The following is a 19,109-nucleotide window of genomic DNA, read 5'->3' on the forward strand; positions in this document are numbered from 1 at the left end:
TCCGGCGGGCCGTCCGGCCTGCGGCAAGACGCCGCGAAATGGTTGCCATATGACAAGGAAACCGCGCCCCGGCGGCGTACGCCGCCGGGGCGCGGCAAGGGCGACCGCCCGGGATCGAACCGTGGACCTCCAGGGCCACAACCTGGTGTGCAGACCACCACACCACGGCCGCCGTGTCTCCGGCAGGATTCGAACCTGCGTTCTTCGGGTTCGTAGCCCGACGCGTTATCCACTACGCCACGGAGACGCGATATTCAATTGTGGGCACCGCGTAGCGGATGCGGGAATCGAACCCACCTGAAACGGTTTATGAGACCGCCGAACGCACCAGCGTTCCTATCCGCCCGGAGCGGAGGGTGCGAGAATCGAACTCGCGCAGGGGGCGCCCCTGACGACGGCGTAGCAAACCGCTGCCTTACCTCTCGGCCAACCCTCCGGGATGACGAAACCGCCCGCCGACCATGGGGTCTGCGGGCGGTTCGACGTCGCGACGTGCGGGTCACGTCCGGCGGCGGCTCCCGAGACCATGGGGGTGGCGGCGGCTACTGTGCATTCGATGACGCATCATTTCCGTTCCCCTCCCCTGCTCGGTGTCGCTCCGTATGACGTTCACTCTGCCCGAAGGGTTCCGCACCCGCAAGCCCTTTTTCTCTTAACGACTCAGTCCGCGCTCGCGCGACGCCATGGCGCCCTACCTGATCTGCATGGTGCGCACCGATAAACCTGGCTAATCGCCGCGGAAGCACATTGCCGTTGATGGGTTTCGGCCGCCTCTGCAAGGCTCTCCGGCGGCGACGGGCACCCGCCGCCGCATCCGGATGACACCCACGAGGCGGTCATGTCCATCTTCAGGATCCGCAGCATCCCCTGGCAGGCCCGCGTCACCGCCCTCGCGGTGGCCTGGGCGTTACCCGGCACGGTCGCCGGCGGGCCGGCGCTCGCCGCGCCCCCGCCGGCGCCACCGGTGTACGACCACGCCAAGGACAAACTGACCGCGCCCGGCGCGCGCGGCCCGCTGGGCAAGGAGTTCTCCACCACCGAGATCTCGGTGAAGTTCAAGGCCGGCCGCGGGATGCGCCTCCGCGGCCACCGGCTCGAAGCGGCCGGGGCCGGCGACGCCGCCGCGGTCACCGCCGTGCTCGCGCGCCATCCCGGCGCCTGGATCAAGCCCCTGTCGGACCGCCCGGAGCAGGACGTCACGGCCGACCGGATCAGGTTCGAGAAACGCTCCGGCCGGAAACTGCCCGACCTGAACTCCTGGTTCACCGTCTTCGTGCCGAAGGGCATCGAATCCGTGCTGGGAGAGCTCAACGCCCTCCCCTCCGTCGAGATCGCCGTCGCCAAGCCCGTCGCCCGGTCGCCCAGTGAGCCGCTGCGCTCCTACCAGAGCTACCGCAACCCCGTCGGCTCCCTCGCCGGGACCGGTGTCGACGCCGACTACGCCAACGCGCAGACCGCGGGGAAGGGCGACGGGATCACCGTCACCGACATCGAGGTCAGCGGCACCCTCGGCGAGGGCGTCAACCCCACACCCGGCTCCACCGCCGCCGGGGAGAAGCACTCCCTGATGGTCGACGCGTCCGCTTCGCACGGCGTATGGGCCTGGGGCGACAACAGCCAGGGCCAGCTCGGCGACGGCACCACCGTCAGCCGCCCCTCCGCGCTCACCAAGGTGTCCGGCCTGACCGGCGTGAAGGCCGTCGCCGCCGCCGGGACCTTCTCCGTCGCGCTGAAGTCCGACGGCACCGTCTGGACATGGGGCGGCAACGCCCACGGGCAGCTCGGCAACGGCAGCACCGCCGCCAAGAGCACCGTGCCCGTCCAGGTCCCCGGCATCACGAACGCGGTCGCCGTCAGCGCCGGCCCCGTCGGCAACGTCCTGGCCGCCCTGTCCGACGGGACCGTCAGGTCATGGGGCAGCAACGGCTACGGGCAGCTCGGCAACACCACCGTGACCGGCGACTCCAACCTCCCGGTCACCGTCACCGGCCTGACCGGCGTCTCCACCGCCCCCGGCGCGGTCGGCTCCGGCTTCGGCCACTCGGCCGCCGTCCTCGCCGACGGCACCGTCAAGACCTGGGGGCACAACGCCAACGGCCAGCTCGGCAACGGCGGCACGACCGCCTCTCCGACCCCGGCCGCCGTCCCCGGGCTCAGCGGGGTGAGCGCGGTCGCCACCGGCGCGTTCCACACCCTGGCCCTGCTGTCCAACGGCACCGTCAAGTCCTGGGGGGCCAACGTCAGCGGCCAGCTCGGCGACGGCTCCACGGCCGACCGGCACGCCCCCGGCACGGTCTCCGGCCTGACGAACGCCACCGCCCTGACCGCCGGAACCCTGTTCAGCGCCGCCATCCGCAACGACTACACCGTCGTCGCCTGGGGCGACAACGACGAGGGACAGCTCGGCAACGGCGGCCACGGCGACAGCAGCGTCCCCGTCCAGATCTCCGGCACCTCCGCCGCCGGGACGATCGCCGCCGGCGGCAGGCACGTCGTCGCCGACTTCCTCACCACCGTCCTCGCCACCTGGGGCGACAACGCCGACGGCCAGCTCGGCACCCTCTCCACCGCCGACAGCAGCGTCCCCGTCCACCCCAACAACCTCGCCAACACCCAGTGGAACAGCTGCCACGAAGACCTCGGTGGCCGCCCCGCTCCCGCGGGCGCGCCGGTCCAGGTGCCGCCGCTCGGCGGCGACCCCTGCTACCCCGGCTCGCACGGCACCCCCGTCATCGGCATCATCGGCGCGCAGGACGACAACTCCGCCGGCATGGCGGGCATCGCCCCCCACGCCCGGCTCCAGCTCACCCACAACTCCACCCCCGGCGGGCCCATCGCCTACGCGACCTCCCACTCCCAGGCCGGCGACGTGATCCTGCTGGAACTCGACGTGGGCGGCTACCCGGTGGAGCGCGACCCCCTGGTCTACGACCAGATCCAGCTGGCCACCGCCGCCGGCATCACCGTGGTCGAGGCCGCGGGCAACGGCAGCAGGAACCTCGACGACCCGAACGACCCGGTCTCCGCCCTGATCATGAGCCGGACCGACTCGGGCGCCATCATGGTCGGCGGAGGGGAACCGCCGAGCCTCGGCGGCGGCAACTGCGAGGGCCGCAACCGCCCCGCCGCGCGCACCGCCATGGCCTACACCACCTACGGCACGCGCGTGGACCTCCAGGGCTACGGCGCCTGCGTCGCGTCGGCCGGCTCCCCCGGGGCCCAGGACCTGTCGGCCTCCACGACCGACCCCAACAAGATGTACCGCAGCACCTTCAACGGGACGTCCAGCGCCAGCCCCATCGTGGCCGGAGCCGTCGCCGTCCTCCAGGGCGTCGCCAAGCAGGCGGGCGCCGTCCTCACCCCCGCCCAGGTCCGCCAGATCCTCAAGCAGACCGGCACCGCCCAGCCCGCGGGAGACCCGAAGCACATCGGCCCCCTCCCCGACCTGAAGTCCGCCGTCAGCTCCCTCTGACCGGCCGGCCGCCGCCGGCCGCCGCACCGGCCCCGTCAGCCGGTGCGGCGGCCAGCGCGGCGAACGCACGGACGGTGGGGGTCTCGGCGGCGGTCGTCCACACCGGCACCACCCGCTTCGGCGCCATGCCGCGGATCGGCAGAAGGACCAGGCCGGGGAACGGGAAACGCTCCAGCAGGATGTCCACGGTGATGTAGAGGCCGCGGCCGCGGGCGACCAGGATCATCAGATCCTCGGCGGTCAGCTCGGACCTGCCCGCCATCGTGGCCACGTCGTCGGCGGTGTAGCGCAGCGGTTCGCCCGAGGGCGTGGCGCGCGGGCTCCACAGGTCGCGCACCCGCTGCGGGACCGTGTTGCTGAGGTTGAGCAGCTCGTAGCGCCCCAGCTCGTCCGCCGACACCGACCCGCGGGCGGCCAGCGGATGGCCGTCCGGGACGACCAGCGCCCGGGGGAGCTCCGCCAGGACCGGGCCGAGCGTGAGCCCGCAGCCGGCCGCCCGGGCGGCGCCGCCGTCGGGAGCCCAGGTCAGCGCCACGTCCCGCTTCCCGCTCACCAGCAACTCGTAGGGCAGCAGCGCCTCGGGCAGGCCCAACGCGCTGACCATGACCTCGCAGCCGGGGTGCAGGGCCTCGAAGGCCGACACGACGCGGGTCACCGGCTCGCCCATGCCGGGCAGGTACCCGATCTTCAGCTCGCCGCCGATCTCACGGGCGTCGCGCCGGCTGTCCTGCAAGGCCTGGTGGAGCTGCCGGTACCCCGGGGCGGCCCGCTCCCGGAACCGTTCGCCCGGCCCGGTGAGCCGCACCCGCCTGCTGGTCCGCTCGAAGAGGACGGCGCCGATCTCCCGTTCCAGTTCGCGGATGAGCTGGCTGATCCGGGCCTGGGTGACGTGCATGCGGGCGGCGGCCCGGCGGAAGTGCAGTTCTTCGGCCAGTGTCAGGAACGCCTCGACATGGCGCAGTTCCATGGGCGCCTTTCTGGGAGGTCTCCGCGGACCTTCCAAGATCGCGAGGTTCGGGGGTCCCGTCAACCGGATCGACCGGCCGGTCACCGTATGCCCGCCGTGCCACGACGGCGATCGCTACGGGGCCGGCCGGCCGACGGCGGGGCCTCCGCGCGCCCCTCCCGCTATTCGTCGAAATCGGTTCCCCGCGACACCTTCTCCCAGGCGAGCAGCTCCTCGCGCATTCCGTCGGCGTGCGCCACCAGTGCGTCGACGGCGTCATTGCCGAGCGGCAGCCGCAGCGGCGTCCGCTCGGCCTCCAGCGCCCGCAGGATCGCGGCCGCGGCCTTCGCCGGGTCGCCCGGCTGCCTGCCGTCGGCACCGCCGGCCATCTCCCGCGTCGGCCCGACGGTGCCGGCGTAGGCGTCCAGCTCCGCCGACCGGTACAGCGCGCCGCCGAACAGCGCCGTCCGGAACGCGCCCGGCTCCACGATCAGTACCTTGATGCCGAACGGCGCGACCTCGGCCGCCAGCGCCTCCGACAGCTGCTCCAGCGCCGCCTTGGTAGCCGAGTAGGCGCCGAAGCCGGCGAACGACAGCTGCCCGCCCATGCTGCTCATCTGCACGATCGCGCCCGTCCCCTGCCGGCGCATGTGCGGCAGCACCGCCCGCGTCAGGGCGGCCGGGCCGAAGAAGTGCACGTCCATCAGGTCGCGCAGCTCCTGGTCGGTGGTCTCCTCCACAGCGCCGATCTGGCTGTGGCCGGCGTTGTTGACCAGGACGTCGATCCGCCCGTGCCAGAGCAGCGCGTCGGCCACGGCCGCGGAGATCTGCGCGCCGTCGGTCACGTCCAGCCGGACCGGCGTCACCCGCCCCGGGTGCGCGGCGGCCAGGTCCTCCAGCGCCTCGGGGCGCCGGGCGGCGGCGACCACCGTGTCCCCGGCCGCGAGGGCGGCCTCCGCGATCGCCCGCCCGAACCCCGACGACGCCCCGGTGACGAACCACACCTTGTTCATCGCTGTCTCCTCTCGTGCCACCCCACCGTTATCCCGCGCCCGGCGCCCGCCCGTCCAAGACAGAGATCAACTCGCTCCATAAAGAGCGCTTATGATCCCGGCATGGAACTGCGGCAGCTGCGCTACCTCGTCGCGATCGCGGAGGAGGGGAACCTCGGCCGCGCCGCCGCCCGGCTCTTCGTGAGCCAGCCCGCCCTCTCCTACGCGCTGAAGAACCTGGAGGCCGAGCTCGGCGTCCGCCTGTTCGACCGGCACGCCGGCGGCGTCACCGCGACCGCGGCGGGCCTCGACGTGGCCGAGGAGGCCCGCCGCACCCTCGATCAGGCCGCCCGCGTCACCGCGGCCGCCGAGCGGCACCGGCGCGACCGCGCGGGCGTCCTGCGCGTCGGCTTCGAGGCGAGCGGCGCCGGGGAGCTCACCACGCGGGCCCGCGCCGAGTTCGCCCGCCGCCATCCGGACGTCCGCGTCGAGCCGAAGCGGTTCGACTGGGGCGGCGAGGTCCCGGCCCTCCGCGACGGCCGCGTCGACGTCGCCTTCGTCTGGCTGCCCGCCGACCTGACGGGCCTGCACGCCGAGATCGTGCACACCGAGCCCCGCGTCGTCGGCCTGCCCGCCGCCCACCCCCTGGCGGCCCGCCCGCATCTCACGATCATGGACGTCAACGACGAGCCGCTCATGTGGACCGAGCGCGCGCCCCGCGCGTGGGTGGACTGGTGGGCGGTCAACCCGCGCCCCGACGGTTCCGAACCCCGCTGGGGACCGACCAACGACAACGTCGAGGAGATGCTGGAGCAGGTCGCCGCCGGCGCGGCGATCTGCTTCGCGCCCTCCAGCATGGCGGACTACTACACCCGGCCCGGCCTGGCCTGGATTCCGCTGACCGACGCCGAGCCGCTGCGGGTCGCGCTCGCCTGGCCCGAGGACGCCGCCGGCCCCCTCGTGCTGGCCTTCGCCGAGACCGTCCGCGGCCTCTGAGTCACCGGCCGGGGGCGTCGAGCGCGACCCGCAGCGCCCGCATGGCGTGGTAGACCCGCGCCTTCACCACCTCGACCGGCACCCCCAGCGTCACGGCGGCCTCGTTCACCGACCGCTCCCGGAAGAGCGTCTCGGCCAGGATCTCCCGGTGCGCGGGCGGCAGCGCCCGCAGGGCCCGCCCGACGGCCGTCCGCTCCCCCGCCGGCCCGGGAGCGAAGGGCTCGCTGTTCTTCCCGTATCGCAGTGCCACGGCTCGAACCTCGCACCCCCCGCCCCGCCGGGCACCCCCTTTATGCCTGGTTTAAGGAACGACTGAGGGGGAGTTATTTGGCTCTCGTCCGGCATGATCCGGCTGAGTCGATCGGGTGGCCGCTCACCTGCACGAACAAGGAAGAGAGACCGGCGAACCGTCCGGGACCGTCGATGCGGGTCGGCTCAGGCCGACCCGCGTTGGCTCCCCGTTTCGGCTCCCTGGCTCCCGTCCTTCGCAGGAGGGAGAACACCCATCACAATCAAGATCACCATGGCCACCCGCGTCGATGGAGCATGACACCTCACCACGTGGCCCGACCCGCTGACCTACAGCCAAGCGATCACCGCACAGAAGCCCCTGTGGAGCCCAAGGGCTCCACAGGGGCTTCTTGCTGTCCAGGGCAGGCTTACGCAAGCGCCGTAGCTTGCGCCCAGACATGAGCGAAGCTGTCGAGGTAGGTGCTGGCCATGTCGCCGTCTTGGACACGACGTAGATGCATAACGGGTGCCTGTGCGGCAGCGACGCCGTAGACGTGCGGGTTGATTAAGAGATCATCGTCAGCGCGATAGATCGAGTTGTAGAGCACCGTGTCATGAAGCCGAAGCTCAACGCCGGGAACGTCGCGGAGCGGCCGGTAGAGCACAAGGGCATTGCGGATCTTGGCGGCGAGCGAGTCGCCGACTCCTTCATCGTCGCCACGCTCGCAGATACGCGAGCCGTCCGGATCGCCGAGGAGGATACGGACGGCGACTCCCTGCCGGGCCTTGTGCTCAAGAACGCGCAGAAGCCCGGCATCCTCGGCTAGGAAGAGGCCAGCGAAGGCCAAGATCCCGATCTCCTGTCGCGCGCTTTCCAGGTGGTGTTGCCAGACGCTTCGGGGGACGGCCCACCTGTGCGGGTAGGTGGCGAGAGGACCCGCCTCTGACGGCTCGGTCAGCGGGGAACGTGGCATGGCTTGCGGCCACAGATCACCTTCGTCAACGTCGAGCAACTCGGCGAGCGTCTCGCGATTCCTCGGATAGGGGACGCGGCCGGCGAGCCATCGGCGCACGGTCTTGCGATCAACCCCGACATGAGCGGCAACGTCCGCCTCGGCGAGCTGGGCATCGGCAAAGGCACGCCGCAACGAGTCGTTCACCCGGACCTCCCGGAGAGTGCGTCACAGGCGACGTTAACAGAAGACGTCCCTAGACGTCCCTAGGTGCCGCTGGAGAGGTCCCGCAGGTGAAGCGAGGCTCGGTGCACAGGCCGAAGCTCCCAGAGCACAGACGCCGAGTCCGTCAACTCCCCTATCCGTGACCTTGTCGCCGAGGAGGCGCCATGTCCATCGACCGTCCCCGAGAGACCGACGCCGTGCCCGATGAGATCCCGCTGCTCCCCGAGCCGCAGCAGCGGTTGGCCGCGCTCGCCGCCCACCTCAATGCGCACCGCTTCATGGTCGAGCTGACGAAGAAGGACTTGATCGTCCGCAACCCGGACGCGGACGGTTGCTGCCCCGACAACCCCGTTCTGTCCGACACGATCACGTGCCGTCCCTTCGAGCGGGACGGCGGACACCTGTGGTTCTCCACGGCGTCCAACGACCCGATCACCGAAGCCGAGCGGATCACGGACGCCGTCCTCCGGATCAAGGGCAACCTGACGCCGCACACGGCCGACGACAGGACGGCACGTCGCTGATGACGCGGCCGGCCGGACAGCATCGCCGCACACGCCGGACGTCCGAAGACACCCGACTCCTGAAGCAGAGCGCTTCCCAGATCCGCACGGCGGGGCGGTCGAACCCCGCTTCCCGCCCCGTCGTGCTACCAACCCCGTCCGACGGTTGGGCAGTCGGCAAGCACCGACGCGGGCTCGCCATGCGCATCATCAGCGCGTTCGTGGACCTCGGTTGACTCCCATCGGACCACGTGTGGGGCTCAGGACATCCGTCCCGAGCCCCACACATGCGACTGGAAAGGCCAGCGCGTGAGCCGACCAACGGCGTGGGGTGCCTACATCCGCATTGCGGCCACACTGTGTCAGCGCATCGAGGACAGCACCTACGGGCCCGGGGCCCGGCTTCCTGCCGAGGTCCCCCTGAGCGCCGAGTTCAAGGTGGCGCGCAACACCGTTCGCCGTGCTCTGGCCATGCTCGAAGCCGAAGGGTTGGTCATGGCTCAGGTAGGTGTCGGCTGGTTCGTACACGACCCTGAAGCCTCCACCGTTGCGGCGTGCCCCCAGTACGAGCGCATCGCCGCCGACCTGCGAGCCAAGATCGAGAGCGGAGAGTTCAGCCCTGGCGATGCGCTGCCCAGCGAAGCGCGCATCTGCGAGCGCTACAGCGTCGCCCGCTTCACGGCGCGGCAAGCCTTCGCGAGCTTGGAAAGCTCCGGGCTCATCGAGTGCATCCATGGCAGGGGGCGCTTCGTGAGGTCAAGACGTCCCTAAGTGATCCGCTCATGTCCGTGGACGTCCACCGCTGTGCCTCTAACGTCGAGAACATGAGCAACACAGCCGAGTGGGCGCGTGAGATCGCACGCCAACACCTTGAGACGTCCCTGCCGCGCCGCTGGGCGCACACGCAGGGGGTAGCACAGCAGGCTCGTAGCCTCGCGTCGGCTCTCGGCGACCGCGCCGACCTCCTCGAAGCCGCCGCTTGGCTGCATGACGTCGGCTACGCCCCTGACCTCGTCGCGACCGGCTTTCACCCGCTAGACGGCGCCCGCTACCTACGCGACGTCCACCAAGCCGACGATCACCTGTGCCGCTTGGTCGCGCACCACTCATGCGCCGTAGTGGAAGCACGCGAGCGCGGACTCGCCGACGAACTGACCAGCGAGTTCGGCAGTGAGCCGCCGGAACTCACCGACTCGCTCATCTACTGCGACATGACCACAAGCCCGGATGGCGATCACCTGCCCGTCGAGGAACGACTATCCGAAATCCTGGCACGTTATGGCAGTGAACATCCAGTGAATCGCTCTATTACAACAGCATCGCCGACTTTGATCGCCGCCGTGCATAGAGTACATAGCCAGATCACAGCTAGCCCTTGAATTTTCAATCAAGATCTAAATTATGCAACGAACAAATATTTCTGCGCCCTCTAATCAAGGTCAATCCATGGCCGCAGCGACGCTGCGATAGCATCGCTTTCTAATTCATGCCCACGATCAAGGCTCTTCAACAAGGCAGTGGATGCATTGAGTCGATCCGGGTAGTAAAGCTCTGGCGCCAAGCAAGTAGGACAGTCACTGAGAAGACAAAAAGGTGAGAGCGGTATCGCCTCTCCCTGCTGAGTAAGCAAATAGACACTGTCGTCAGCTAGGGGGAGAGGGGCTTCAAACGCGATAGGCTCAAAGTCAGGATGATCGCCCATCAGGACGAGCCCAGAAGCCTCAAACTTACCCACCTGAGGAAGCCAGCGAATCCTATTTACATGCACCCACCGTGCTCGCGCTAGGAAGGCGCACCAAGATAGGCTACTGTGCATCAGTTTCTCAAGCTGGCCCAGACTCTTCTCAATCTCGGCACCAGTACGCGGGCCGGCTCCATGCCGGATCTTATTTCTTAGTTGCACTAAGCGATCAAGGTCCGACATAAGTCCCTTCCCGCCTTTCTTAGGCGCTGTAGCCTCAGCCAGGCCTGCCGCGTGATCACCAGCATCTCGAGCATCGGCCCCGACCGCTCGAATCACTGCGACCCAGTGCCCCAATGAGACACCCCCACGCCCGACATACTGCTTCCATTTGTCGATTTCGGGAAGTTCCTGCCTCCCTCGGTACGCAGCAACCGCATGTGCGAAGATTCCAATTGAAAGAATAAGCGACTCGACACACTGAAGAGCAGCTTCATGCTTTTCAACAGGAGTTTCACTATTTCTGAATTTGCGCACCGATCGCGCAATACCATAGGGATATGTTTCTTGAAAAACATCATACGGATCACTTCGCTTGCGCAAAGTCTGAGCAATAAGCGAGCTCAGATCAGCTGCTTCATCTAGGCGGCCGCGCCACTCACCTCGCCCCTCTTTTTCAAATATCCGTAGCTGCGATTCACGCAACCTGTTTTGAATTTTTTCAACCTCAATAACACCTTCCTTCAATCGAGCTAAAGAAGGGAGGATTTCATTAAAGTCACCATCAAATTTAGGGAGATGGACCTCAGCGAGCCCGCCATTCTTGATAGAAGGGCGACCCTCATAGAGTGAAATTTGTTTCTCGCCTTGAGGACTCGACAGGAAAGCAGCGACATATTCGGCGGGAACAGTTCCTTGAGTAAGCCTAATTACTACTAGACCATTCCCCGGCTGCACACCTTCATAGCTGGCAGGAAGAACGGACCAGTAACGCACACTTGCCAGGTCACGTCCAACAATATCCCCTTCCCTAAGCCGTATCCGAGGTTCACGTTTCGTTACACGGACCGGGAGTTGCTCTATAGCAGGCAACTGAGAACCCAACAGAGAAGCAGTAAGGACCCGACACTTCACATCGACATTGTCGGAATTAGGGTTAACATCGAAATTATGATCATTAACGGAGATCGTCCCTCTATATATCTCAGTGAAACTTCCCAGACGTATCCCTTCCCGCGTCAACTTACTTCTCTCATGAGACTGTCTATAGTGATTCAACGAGAGGTTGAAATCTTCTTTAGCTATAGCGGATTTAGAGACGAGGAAACTCTGGTCGCTCGGCTTTCGCCTGCCTTCGCTATTGCGCGCCGACTTCCAACGATTCAAGAGATCGGGAAAATTATTCTTTGCATGTTCAGCCGAGGTCAACTTCACGCGAGGTGAGTGCCCGAGCTTCTCTTCCGGAAGGAGAGCTTTTCTTCTATCATCCAGACTCCAGCCATCAGCCATCACTTCATAGAACCAAACATCAGATCTTTTTTTAGAAGCCGGCTTGCTGAACAGTAGAGCCGATGCCGAGATACCGCTATTCGGCTTGAAGATTCCATTCGGAAGTTTGATTACCGCTTCGAGATCCAGGTCGTCGACAAGCATTCGACGAATCTTCACATGAGCTTCCGTTGAACCCCACAGAACTCCATCCGGAACAATTATCGCAGCGCGCCCCTCAGTTTTCAGCATTTTTGCCACTCGAACGATGAACAAAAGTTCCGCCTTCTTAGTCGATGCAACAGAAAGCAAATCTTCTGCAATGCTTTCACGTTGTGAGATACCGACAAATGGCGGTTTGCTGAGCACCAGAGAATAACGGCCACTTTCGCGAGTAGCGGCCTCTGCAAGGACATCACCAAAGCGAACATTTGCATCGACAAAGTTATGGAAATGTAGATTCATTCCACTGATGCGCACCATGGCCACATTGGAGTCAATTCCTTGAATCCGAATCTGATAACCTTCTTCAGATGGTGGATCTGTGTCTTTTTTAATTTTATTAATATACTTTGCTGCAGAAACGAGAAATCCGCCAGAGTCGCATGCCGGGTCGCAGATCAGATCCCTCTCATTTGGCTCCATCATTTCAACCAGCAGGTCGATCAATTGACCAGGAGCAGAGAGAATCCCAGTACCTCCTGAGAGGTTGACTTTATTGAGCATGTACTCGTAAATGGCGCCCCAACCATCTACTTCATCGCTGGCTATCTCCTCAATCACATCAATGACCCTGGCGAGCAGACCGGGAGTGGGAATAGTGAAGCGGGCCCCTTCAAGGTAAGCGAGGGATTCATCACCCTCTCGGGCACAACTTCGGATCCAGGGAAATATCTCATCCCGCACAATGGAAAACATTTGCTCTGGAACTTCACTCAACAAACACGTCCATCGCAAACGATCGTCTGGCACAGAAAGAGAGGGGCGCTTATCCTGTGTCTCTTTCGCGTCGACATTCCACCGTTGAGCTGTTTGCTCAATATCAAGCGTGCGAATGAACATCAGATAGGAGACTTGCTCAAGAATTTCCGCTGGGTTGGACACTCCTCCCGTCCAGAAGGAGTCCCAAAGTCGGTCAACCTTGGCCCTGAGGTCACCAGAAATCATGGTGTCTAGCTTAACGGATCCCGCATCGTTCCGGTAGGCAATTCAGAACGAACCTTCTGCATCGGCAGCATGCTCGGCAGATCCGAGCAGATGTGCGAGTGCATGCAAGCACCGAGAATGCTCTCTAGATGAATGAGTTCAAGCTGGGCCGCAGCACGTCAACCCGCAACCTGTGCCGATTGGCACTCATCACCGCTATGTTCTATCAGCAACTATGATCATGGATGCTCCCAAGCAGAGCAGTAGTTCAGGGCGAATCTATCGAAACATAATAAACGCGCTGATCTACTGTGACGTTGCTGTAGGTCCGAAAGACGAGCTCCTGTTCCTTAAGAAACGAATTGCCGGGCCTCTCGCTTGCTCGGGCAATGACCATCTAACCACTCATTCGATCACCGCGACATCACTGCCCTTCATCAACATCGTGCGCTGTGTATAGCACGAGCTACTGCCGGAGCGCTGTCCTGCATCGCCTAGGTGATCACGGGCTGGTCCCATTGCTCCAGGTGGTGCCCGATGCGTAGGCGCATTGAGGGATCTATCTGCAAGGCTTCGATATCCGCCGGCGCTACCCAGTGCACTTCGCTGGACTCATCGCTTGGCGTTGGGCTGCCACCCACGGGACGCGCGGTGAGCAGGATCGAGAACTCTTGGCGGACCTCGTCGTTGCTCGTGTAGTGGATTACATGCTTAGGATCGGAATAGATGCCGACGATCCCGGTGATCTCGCAGTCGATGCCGCTCTCTTCGCGGGTCTCTCTGATCGCGGCCTGTGCCACCGATTCCCCCAGGTCAATCGCCCCGCCCGGTACTGCCCAGTTGCCGTTGTCGGTACGGCGGATCATGAGGATCTCGCCGTTGCCGTTGGTGACGATGACGTTGACCGATGGGACGAGACTGTTGGCCTTGGGCGCGTTGGGGTCGTCGTAGTAGTCGATCCTTCGGCCCATGGTTCAGTCTCCCGGTGACAGTGGCTTGGCGCCTTCCCAGACGCGTTCGAAGCTCTCAAGGTAGGTGGTGACGATCTCGCCGCCGGGGATCTTCCGCAGGTGCCAGAACGGCGCGTTCGACGCCCCGACGCCGTAGACGTGGGTGTTGACGAACACCTGCTCGTCGGCGAAGTAGATCGAGTTGTAGAGCACGGTGCTGTGCAGCCGGATCTCTACGGCCCCTGTGGCGAGCAGTGGCTTGTACAGCACGATGACGTTGCGGATCTTGGCTGCCATCGACTCGCCGATGCCCTCGTCCGCGCCGCGTTGGGCCACCTGTTCGGATTCCGGGTCGCCGAGGAGGATGCGGATGCGCACGCCGGCGCGGGCCTTGTCGGCGAGGATGCGCTGAGCGCCGTTGTCCTCGGCGAGGAAGAGTCCGCTATAGACGAGGATGCCGATCTCGCTTCGGGCTTCCGCGAACAGACGTCCCCATGCGTCCCTCGGGACGGCCCAGCGGTGCGGGTAGATCGTGACGATCTCACTGCTGGACGCCGAGACGACCTGTTCCTTGGTCAGCGCGTCGGGCCACAGGTAGGTCTCTTCCACGTCGAGCTGTGTTGCCACAGCTACGCGGGTGCGCCGGTACGGCTGACGGTCCTTGGTGATCCAGCGCTCGACGGTCTTGGGATCGACGCCGATCTTGTCCGCGAGCGCGTTCACGGTGAGCCCTTTGTGGAACAGCGCGGCGCGCAGGCGTTCGTTCGGCATGCACCTGTCCGGGGACCTAGGGACGTCTGGGACGTCCAACCCTATGAGGACGTCCTGAACAGGTCCAGTCATGTAGTGATCCCGTCCCGCAGGTCAAGCGCACTCTCGATCTCGTAAGGCAGCACCGACCGCCCGAGCCGCCCCCGCCGGACACGGGCCCTGCGAGAAAGAGGTGATCACCTGTGATCCTCGTCCTGGCCTCGATCATCGCCGTGTTCCTCGGCGGCATCATCTGCGGCATCTTCGCGATGCTGGTCATCGGCATCCACGCCGAGGAGCGCCGCATCACCCGGGCCGGCACCGGTCCCACCCGTACCGGCGCGATCTCCCGCCGCGTGCTGAGCACGCAGACGTGCGACGACCTGCCCGAGCGCGTCAAGGCGGGACGGTGACCATGCGCATGCCCCGCATCGTCACCGCGATGTCCTGCCCGTGCGGCGCCCGTGTCGAGGCCGGGAGCGCGCGCTGCCGCAAGTGCCGGGCCCGTGCCCGCTGGCGGCGGCGCCGCGCCGGCTCGCGCTTCCCGGACCTCTGGTCCTGAAGGGCGGGCACCTCATGACCGTCTCGGTTCCGCTGGTGGTGATCCTCGGCGCGGTCGTCTGGGTCGCCTGGAGGTACATGGGCCTACGTGCCTGGCACGTGTTCGTGTGCCTGCTGTTCGGGTTCTTCCTCGCCGCCACCAGCTTCGCCCCCGACATCCGCCGGACCGTGACCGGCGTCATCAGCCTCTTCGCCAAGCACTGACACGCCCCCGACCGAAGGGAGGGATGCCCAGTGCCCCACGTTCCGCACACGTCCAAGATCGATATTCAGGAGGTCCGCAGCAAGAACCTCGCCGCCCGCGAAATCGTCGCCGCCCTGTCCAACACCCTGCCCAACCTCGCCGAGCTGTGGCTTCGCCTCAACGCCGCGCTCTCCGACGTCCCCGCGCTCCTCAACGAGATCAAGGGGTTGCGCGCCGAGTTGTTCAAGGCCCGCCGCACCCGTGCGAACCTGGCAGCCGCCGCCCGCGCCACGCTCAGCGCCCACCATGACGGCGAGCCGGACCCTCTCTACTACCTGCGTGACGAACTGCGCGCGCAGGGGCTCTTGCCTCCTGGCCCGTGGGGGCGCTCGTGACCAGGGGACGCCAGATGCGGCGGCATGCCCGCAAGATGCGCCGTCACGGGCTTCAGCCGATGATCGTCATCAACAACGATGACGCGCTGCCCGATCTCGCCGCCGTTCTCATCGGCCGCGCGCTGTGGCGGTACCGGTCCGAACTCGCCCCTCCCTACTTCGCGGTCACCCTCGCGCTCGGGGGCGCGGTCCTGCACATCACCAACCCGCAGTGGTGGCCGTACCTGCTCACCGTCGCCACCGTGACCGCGTGGGCGCTCGCGCTGTTCGGCGAACGGCTCGGGCTCGCACGGCACGGTGAACGCCTCTACGCGGCTCTGGTGGCCATGAGCGCCGGCTCATGGCTCGCCGCCGCTACCGCTCTGGGCATCGCCCACGGTCCGCTCCTCCAGGTGCTCATCGGCGGATGCATCGTCCTGGCCGTGCCATGGTGGGCGCACCGACGACGGCGCGCCAAGGTCCGCGTCGATCGGCAGATGGCGGCATGGCCGGAGATCGCACAGTCGATCGGGCTGAGCGGCTCGCGTGTCCAGTCCGCGCTCGTGGACGTGTGGGGATGGCGTGCCCGTTTCGCTCTCGCGCGTGGTCAGACCATCCAGGACGTCATCGGCAAGGTGCCTGCGATCGAGTCGGCCCTCGGCACGTTCCGGGGCGCGGTACGCGTCTACCCCACCCGTGACGACAAGGCCAACCGCTTCGAGTTGCGCGTTCTCAACACCGACCCGCACGCCGATGCGATCCCCTGGCCCGGACCGTCGGTCACGTCCATCGGCGACCCGATCGACCTCGGACCGTTCGAGGACGCCACGGCAGCCCGTGTCCTGTTCCTGCGCCGTCACGGCCTCATCGGCGGTGTGGCCGGCTCAGGCAAGAGCGGCGGCATCAACGTCCTGATGGGCAACCTCACCGCATGCCCCGACGTGGTCATCTGGGCCATCGACCTCAAGCGCGGCATGGAACTCCAGCCGTGGGCATCCTGCATCGATCGTCTCGCCACCACACCCGAACAGGCCCGAACCCTTCTGCGTGATGCTGTGGCCGTCCTGGAGGCCCGTGCGGCCTCGCTGGCAGCGCAGGGACGGCGGGTGTGGGAGCCGAAGCCGGACATGCCCGCGCTCGTGCTCGTCATCGATGAGTTCGCCGAACTCGCCGAGGACGCACCCGAGAGCGCTGCCGACACGGACTCGATCGCACGTCGCGGACGGGCCGTCGCCGTCACCCTCATCGCCGCAACCCAGCGACCGACACAGAAGGCCATGGGCAAGGGCGCGGTGCGCTCGCAGATGGACGTACGAGTCAGCTTCCGCGTCCGTGAGCGCAAGGACGTCGATCTCATCCTCGGACAGGGCATGCTCAACGCCGGATGGCACGCGCACACCCTCAACGCCCCCGGCAAGTTCCTGCTCTCGGCACCCGAGCACGACACGCCCCGCCGCGCCCGCGCCTACCTGCTCGCCGATGAGACTGTCGCGCGCACCGCGCAGCAGCACGCGGGCATACGGCCGAGCCTCGATCAGGTCTCGCTCACGGCGATCGAGGAGGCCCAAGCCGGTCTGCCCGTGGTGACCGCCGAGCCGACACCCGCGCAGCCGGCCACCCCGTTGGCTAACGGCCCCGAGACGATCCTGTGGGACATGCTCACCTGCGCCCCTGACGAGGGAACCCCCGTCCCGCTCCTCGTCAAGGCGACCGGCATGAGCCGCCCGTGGACCTACCAGCGACTCCGCGAACTCACCGATGCCGGACGCGTCACCCAGGTCACCCGAGGACGGTGGCGCGCCAAGAACGACCACTCTCAGTGACTCGTCTACGTCTTCGTCTACGCGCACGCCTGCATATATGGCGGATAGACGCGCCGTAGACGAAGACGCAAATAATCACCCACCGTGACGAACGGAGATGATCGCCACGCCCTACGCGAACCCCGAGAACACTCGGGAGGACAAGGAGGTGAGCGTGCAGGCGTACACCGTCGAACAGGTCGCCGAAACCCTCCAGATCGGACGCGACAAGGTCTACGGGCTCATCCGGACCGGCCACCTTCGCAGCATCAAGATCGGCAAGCTGCGCCGGATCACCGATCGGCAGCTCGCCGAGTTCATCGCTTCCCTCGAAGAGAAGCGCTGACGTCGTAGAACGCCGTGCTACGTTGTTCTACAGATACCTCGGGGTGCGCCCCGCCGGGGAAGGCCCCGAGGTCCGCTTCTTGATAACTCCATCGACGCGAGCGCGCTCTCAACTCGGCAGACTCATCCCACACCGATCGAGAGGAGACGCTCACATGGCCGACGACAAGACCACCCTGCCACCGGTACGCGTGGACAAGGCGTTCAAGGACCGCCTCGCCGCGTACGCCGAGACGCAGGAACGCGACGTGTCATGGGTCATCAGGAAAGCGATCAAGGAGTACCTCGACCGGCACGAGGAGCCATCCCTTGGCGAAGATCCTGATCGGTAAGTACGAGGGGTCGATCTACAAGGAGGGCAACGGTTACACCGGCGCCCTTGAACTCGGGTTCGGCCCCAACGGCAAGCGCAAGCGACTCAAGAGGAAGGGGCGCACCAAGACCGACGTCACAGACAAGCTCAAGAAGGCCGTCGACGACCTTGAGAAGGGAGTGAAGCCCGACCCGCACTACTACGTGCGGAACGCGGCCGGCGACTTCCTCACCGCCATCTCCAAGAGCGGCAAGGCACCCAACACGATCGAGACCTACCGTTCCCTCATCGACAACCAGCTCATCCCGTTCATCGGCGGGATCCGCCTGGAGGACCTCACAGCGGACAACGTCGAGACCTGGCTCAACGGCAGGGCGGAACACCTCACCTCGTCCTCGTTGGGCATCGTCCACAACATCCTCCAGCGAGCCATCCGGCGAGCGGCACGGCATGACAAGGTCGGCCGGAACGTCGCCGAACTGGTGGACACGCCAGAGGGCAAGCCCGGCCGGCCGTCACGCTCGCTCTCCCTGGAGCAGGCGAAGGCGGTCCTCGCAGAGGCCGCCAAGCCCGAGCACCGGCTCGGGGCGTACGTGGTCCTCGCGATCGTCTCGGGTCTCCGCACGGAGGAACTGCGCACGCTCAAGTGGAGCGCCGTGGACCTCGATACGGCGACCGTCTACGTCCTGCGCGCCGACCGGCACAAGGGCGAGACCAAGACGGCGCTCAGCCGCCGAGGACTCGGCATCGCCGACATGGCGATAGAGGCGCTCCGCAGCCTCAAGAAGAGACAGGCTGCGGAGCGCCTCAAGGCGGGCGAGCAGTACGAGGATCACGACCTTGTGTTCTGCCACGAGACCGGGGCGCCGTACACCGCACAGCAGGTACGTCTCCGGTTCCGCAAGGTCCTGAGCGCGGCGGGACTGAACGCCGAGGAGTGGTGTCCGCGCGAGTTGCGGCACACCTTCGTGTCCATCATGAGCGACCACGGCGTTCCGCTTGAGAAGATCAGCGATCTTGTCGGACACAAGGACACGACGACCACGCGCACGGTCTACCGCCACCAGCTTCGCCCTGAGATCCGCGAGGGTGCGGAGCACATGAACGACATCTTCGGGAGCAAGGCCGACAAGTCCGCGTAGGCGCGTGGCTCCCCGATCGGCTCCCCGGACGAGCCCCATTCTTTCCCTCACCAGG

20 protein-coding genes and 4 tRNA genes are annotated in these 19,109 nt (G+C 66.0%); 13 read left to right on the forward strand and 11 right to left on the reverse strand.

Translation table 11 applies throughout. The features are described from left to right. Positions 1-99: 99 nt before the first annotated feature. The 4 genes from ACRB68_RS30675 to ACRB68_RS30690 all read right to left on the reverse strand — a co-directional run bounded on the left by ACRB68_RS30675 (position 100) and on the right by ACRB68_RS30690 (position 436). Positions 100-172: transfer RNA gene (locus ACRB68_RS30675), tRNA-His, on the reverse strand. Positions 173-174: 2 nt separating this feature from the next. Beyond that, a tRNA-Arg gene (locus ACRB68_RS30680) sits at positions 175-247 on the reverse strand. A 25-nt stretch (positions 248-272) separates the two neighbouring features. Continuing rightward, positions 273-345, reverse strand: a tRNA-Met gene (locus ACRB68_RS30685). Between the two features lie 5 nt (positions 346-350). After that, positions 351-436 (reverse strand) — tRNA-Ser (locus ACRB68_RS30690). A gap of 402 nt (positions 437-838) precedes the next feature. Between ACRB68_RS30690 and ACRB68_RS30695 the strand changes: the two genes are divergently transcribed. After that, positions 839-3,472 (forward strand): RCC1 domain-containing protein, encoded by a 2,634-nt coding sequence (locus tag ACRB68_RS30695; RefSeq protein WP_153538652.1) that lies wholly within the window; start codon positions 839-841, stop codon positions 3,470-3,472. On the opposite strand, the gene ACRB68_RS30700 is transcribed toward ACRB68_RS30695, so the two are convergent. Both ACRB68_RS30700 and ACRB68_RS30705 read right to left on the reverse strand, forming a co-directional pair. Next, positions 3,459-4,439: a LysR family transcriptional regulator gene (locus ACRB68_RS30700; RefSeq protein WP_153538654.1), complete on the reverse strand. Its 981-nt coding sequence runs from the start codon at positions 4,437-4,439 to the stop codon at positions 3,459-3,461. The two genes, ACRB68_RS30695 and ACRB68_RS30700, sit on opposite strands and share 14 nt — an antisense overlap. A 161-nt stretch (positions 4,440-4,600) precedes the next feature. After that, positions 4,601-5,431 (reverse strand): oxidoreductase, encoded by an 831-nt coding sequence (locus tag ACRB68_RS30705; protein WP_153538656.1) that lies wholly within the window; start codon positions 5,429-5,431, stop codon positions 4,601-4,603. Between the two features lie 102 nt (positions 5,432-5,533). Between ACRB68_RS30705 and ACRB68_RS30710 the strand changes: the two genes are divergently transcribed. Beyond that, positions 5,534-6,406: a LysR family transcriptional regulator gene (locus ACRB68_RS30710; RefSeq protein ID WP_153538658.1), complete on the forward strand. Its 873-nt coding sequence runs from the start codon at positions 5,534-5,536 to the stop codon at positions 6,404-6,406. A gap of 1 nt (position 6,407) precedes the next feature. On the opposite strand, the gene ACRB68_RS30715 is transcribed toward ACRB68_RS30710, so the two are convergent. Both ACRB68_RS30715 and ACRB68_RS30720 read right to left on the reverse strand, forming a co-directional pair. Beyond that, positions 6,408-6,656, reverse strand: a complete 249-nt coding sequence (locus ACRB68_RS30715; protein WP_328594981.1) for a sigma factor-like helix-turn-helix DNA-binding protein — start codon at positions 6,654-6,656, stop codon at positions 6,408-6,410. A gap of 409 nt (positions 6,657-7,065) precedes the next feature. Further along, entirely contained in the window at positions 7,066-7,797 is a 732-nt protein-coding gene (locus tag ACRB68_RS30720; protein WP_328594982.1) for a helix-turn-helix domain-containing protein, read from the reverse strand. A gap of 182 nt (positions 7,798-7,979) precedes the next feature. On the opposite strand from ACRB68_RS30720, the gene ACRB68_RS30725 reads away from it, so the two are divergent. The 3 genes from ACRB68_RS30725 (at position 7,980) to ACRB68_RS30735 (ending at position 9,697) form a co-directional block, all read left to right on the forward strand. Then, on the forward strand, positions 7,980-8,339 hold the full coding sequence (locus ACRB68_RS30725; RefSeq protein WP_153538660.1) for a hypothetical protein: 360 nt from the start codon (positions 7,980-7,982) through the stop codon (positions 8,337-8,339). Positions 8,340-8,627: 288 nt separating this feature from the next. After that, positions 8,628-9,089 carry a GntR family transcriptional regulator gene (locus tag ACRB68_RS42650; RefSeq protein ID WP_328594983.1) on the forward strand — a complete coding sequence of 154 codons (462 nt, stop codon included), beginning with the start codon at positions 8,628-8,630 and terminating at the stop codon, positions 9,087-9,089. 53 nt (positions 9,090-9,142) lie between these two features. Beyond that, positions 9,143-9,697: an HD domain-containing protein gene (locus tag ACRB68_RS30735; RefSeq protein ID WP_153538663.1), complete on the forward strand. Its 555-nt coding sequence runs from the start codon at positions 9,143-9,145 to the stop codon at positions 9,695-9,697. Between the two features lie 50 nt (positions 9,698-9,747). Here the strand turns inward: ACRB68_RS30735 and ACRB68_RS30740 are convergent, their stop codons facing one another. The 3 genes from ACRB68_RS30740 to ACRB68_RS30750 form a co-directional block, all read right to left on the reverse strand. Continuing rightward, positions 9,748-12,654 carry a class I SAM-dependent DNA methyltransferase gene (locus tag ACRB68_RS30740; protein ID WP_153538665.1) on the reverse strand — a complete coding sequence of 969 codons (2,907 nt, stop codon included), beginning with the start codon at positions 12,652-12,654 and terminating at the stop codon, positions 9,748-9,750. Positions 12,655-13,127: 473 nt separating this feature from the next. Continuing rightward, positions 13,128-13,604 (reverse strand): NUDIX hydrolase, encoded by a 477-nt coding sequence (locus ACRB68_RS30745; RefSeq protein ID WP_153538667.1) that lies wholly within the window; start codon positions 13,602-13,604, stop codon positions 13,128-13,130. A 3-nt stretch (positions 13,605-13,607) separates the two neighbouring features. After that, on the reverse strand, positions 13,608-14,354 hold the full coding sequence (locus ACRB68_RS30750; protein WP_153538669.1) for an XRE family transcriptional regulator: 747 nt from the start codon (positions 14,352-14,354) through the stop codon (positions 13,608-13,610). Positions 14,355-14,536: 182 nt separating this feature from the next. Between ACRB68_RS30750 and ACRB68_RS30755 the strand changes: the two genes are divergently transcribed. The 8 genes from ACRB68_RS30755 to ACRB68_RS30790 all read left to right on the forward strand — a co-directional run bounded on the left by ACRB68_RS30755 (position 14,537) and on the right by ACRB68_RS30790 (position 19,054). Then, entirely contained in the window at positions 14,537-14,746 is a 210-nt protein-coding gene (locus ACRB68_RS30755; protein WP_153538671.1) for a hypothetical protein, read from the forward strand. Continuing rightward, positions 14,743-14,895 (forward strand): hypothetical protein, encoded by a 153-nt coding sequence (locus ACRB68_RS30760; protein WP_153538673.1) that lies wholly within the window; start codon positions 14,743-14,745, stop codon positions 14,893-14,895. Before ACRB68_RS30755 ends, ACRB68_RS30760 begins: the two co-directional genes overlap by 4 nt. Before the next feature lie 14 nt (positions 14,896-14,909). Next, positions 14,910-15,098, forward strand: coding sequence for a hypothetical protein (locus ACRB68_RS30765; RefSeq protein ID WP_153538674.1), 189 nt, complete (start codon positions 14,910-14,912; stop codon positions 15,096-15,098). A gap of 30 nt (positions 15,099-15,128) precedes the next feature. Next, the gene (locus tag ACRB68_RS30770; RefSeq protein ID WP_153538676.1) at positions 15,129-15,473 is read left to right on the forward strand and encodes a hypothetical protein; all 345 of its coding nucleotides are present in this window, start codon (positions 15,129-15,131) and stop codon (positions 15,471-15,473) included. A gap of 59 nt (positions 15,474-15,532) precedes the next feature. Next, positions 15,533-17,275 carry an FtsK/SpoIIIE domain-containing protein gene (locus tag ACRB68_RS30775; protein ID WP_235960418.1) on the forward strand — a complete coding sequence of 581 codons (1,743 nt, stop codon included), beginning with the start codon at positions 15,533-15,535 and terminating at the stop codon, positions 17,273-17,275. A 97-nt stretch (positions 17,276-17,372) separates the two neighbouring features. Further along, positions 17,373-17,600, forward strand: coding sequence for a helix-turn-helix domain-containing protein (locus ACRB68_RS30780; protein ID WP_153538678.1), 228 nt, complete (start codon positions 17,373-17,375; stop codon positions 17,598-17,600). A gap of 154 nt (positions 17,601-17,754) precedes the next feature. Further along, entirely contained in the window at positions 17,755-17,931 is a 177-nt protein-coding gene (locus ACRB68_RS30785) for a CopG family ribbon-helix-helix protein (protein WP_153538680.1), read from the forward strand. Continuing rightward, positions 17,909-19,054: a tyrosine-type recombinase/integrase gene (locus ACRB68_RS30790; RefSeq protein ID WP_153538682.1), complete on the forward strand. Its 1,146-nt coding sequence runs from the start codon at positions 17,909-17,911 to the stop codon at positions 19,052-19,054. The genes ACRB68_RS30785 and ACRB68_RS30790 overlap by 23 nt, the downstream gene beginning before the upstream one ends. Positions 19,055-19,109: the final 55 nt, after the last annotated feature.

The sequence above is a fragment of the Actinomadura macrotermitis genome, assembly GCF_009604375.1.
GTDB lineage: Bacteria > Actinomycetota > Actinomycetes > Streptosporangiales > Streptosporangiaceae > Spirillospora > Spirillospora macrotermitis.

What these genes read in the sequence shown, in the direction of transcription:
- ACRB68_RS30735 (WP_153538663.1), top strand. Translation starts at nt 9,143, where the DNA reads ATGAGCAACACAGCCGAGTGGGCGCGTGAGATCGCACGCCAACACCTT.
- ACRB68_RS30740 (WP_153538665.1), bottom strand. Translation starts at nt 12,654, where the DNA reads ATGATTTCTGGTGACCTCAGGGCCAAGGTTGACCGACTTTGGGACTCC.
- ACRB68_RS30780 (WP_153538678.1), top strand. Translation starts at nt 17,373, where the DNA reads ATGATCGCCACGCCCTACGCGAACCCCGAGAACACTCGGGAGGACAAG.
- ACRB68_RS30775 (WP_235960418.1), top strand. Translation starts at nt 15,533, where the DNA reads ATGATCGTCATCAACAACGATGACGCGCTGCCCGATCTCGCCGCCGTT.
- ACRB68_RS30705 (WP_153538656.1), bottom strand. Translation starts at nt 5,431, where the DNA reads ATGAACAAGGTGTGGTTCGTCACCGGGGCGTCGTCGGGGTTCGGGCGG.
- ACRB68_RS30725 (WP_153538660.1), top strand. Translation starts at nt 7,980, where the DNA reads ATGTCCATCGACCGTCCCCGAGAGACCGACGCCGTGCCCGATGAGATC.
- ACRB68_RS30785 (WP_153538680.1), top strand. Translation starts at nt 17,755, where the DNA reads ATGGCCGACGACAAGACCACCCTGCCACCGGTACGCGTGGACAAGGCG.
- ACRB68_RS30700 (WP_153538654.1), bottom strand. Translation starts at nt 4,439, where the DNA reads ATGGAACTGCGCCATGTCGAGGCGTTCCTGACACTGGCCGAAGAACTG.
- ACRB68_RS30765 (WP_153538674.1), top strand. Translation starts at nt 14,910, where the DNA reads ATGACCGTCTCGGTTCCGCTGGTGGTGATCCTCGGCGCGGTCGTCTGG.
- ACRB68_RS30745 (WP_153538667.1), bottom strand. Translation starts at nt 13,604, where the DNA reads ATGGGCCGAAGGATCGACTACTACGACGACCCCAACGCGCCCAAGGCC.
- ACRB68_RS30750 (WP_153538669.1), bottom strand. Translation starts at nt 14,354, where the DNA reads ATGCCGAACGAACGCCTGCGCGCCGCGCTGTTCCACAAAGGGCTCACC.
- ACRB68_RS30710 (WP_153538658.1), top strand. Translation starts at nt 5,534, where the DNA reads ATGGAACTGCGGCAGCTGCGCTACCTCGTCGCGATCGCGGAGGAGGGG.
- ACRB68_RS30695 (WP_153538652.1), top strand. Translation starts at nt 839, where the DNA reads ATGTCCATCTTCAGGATCCGCAGCATCCCCTGGCAGGCCCGCGTCACC.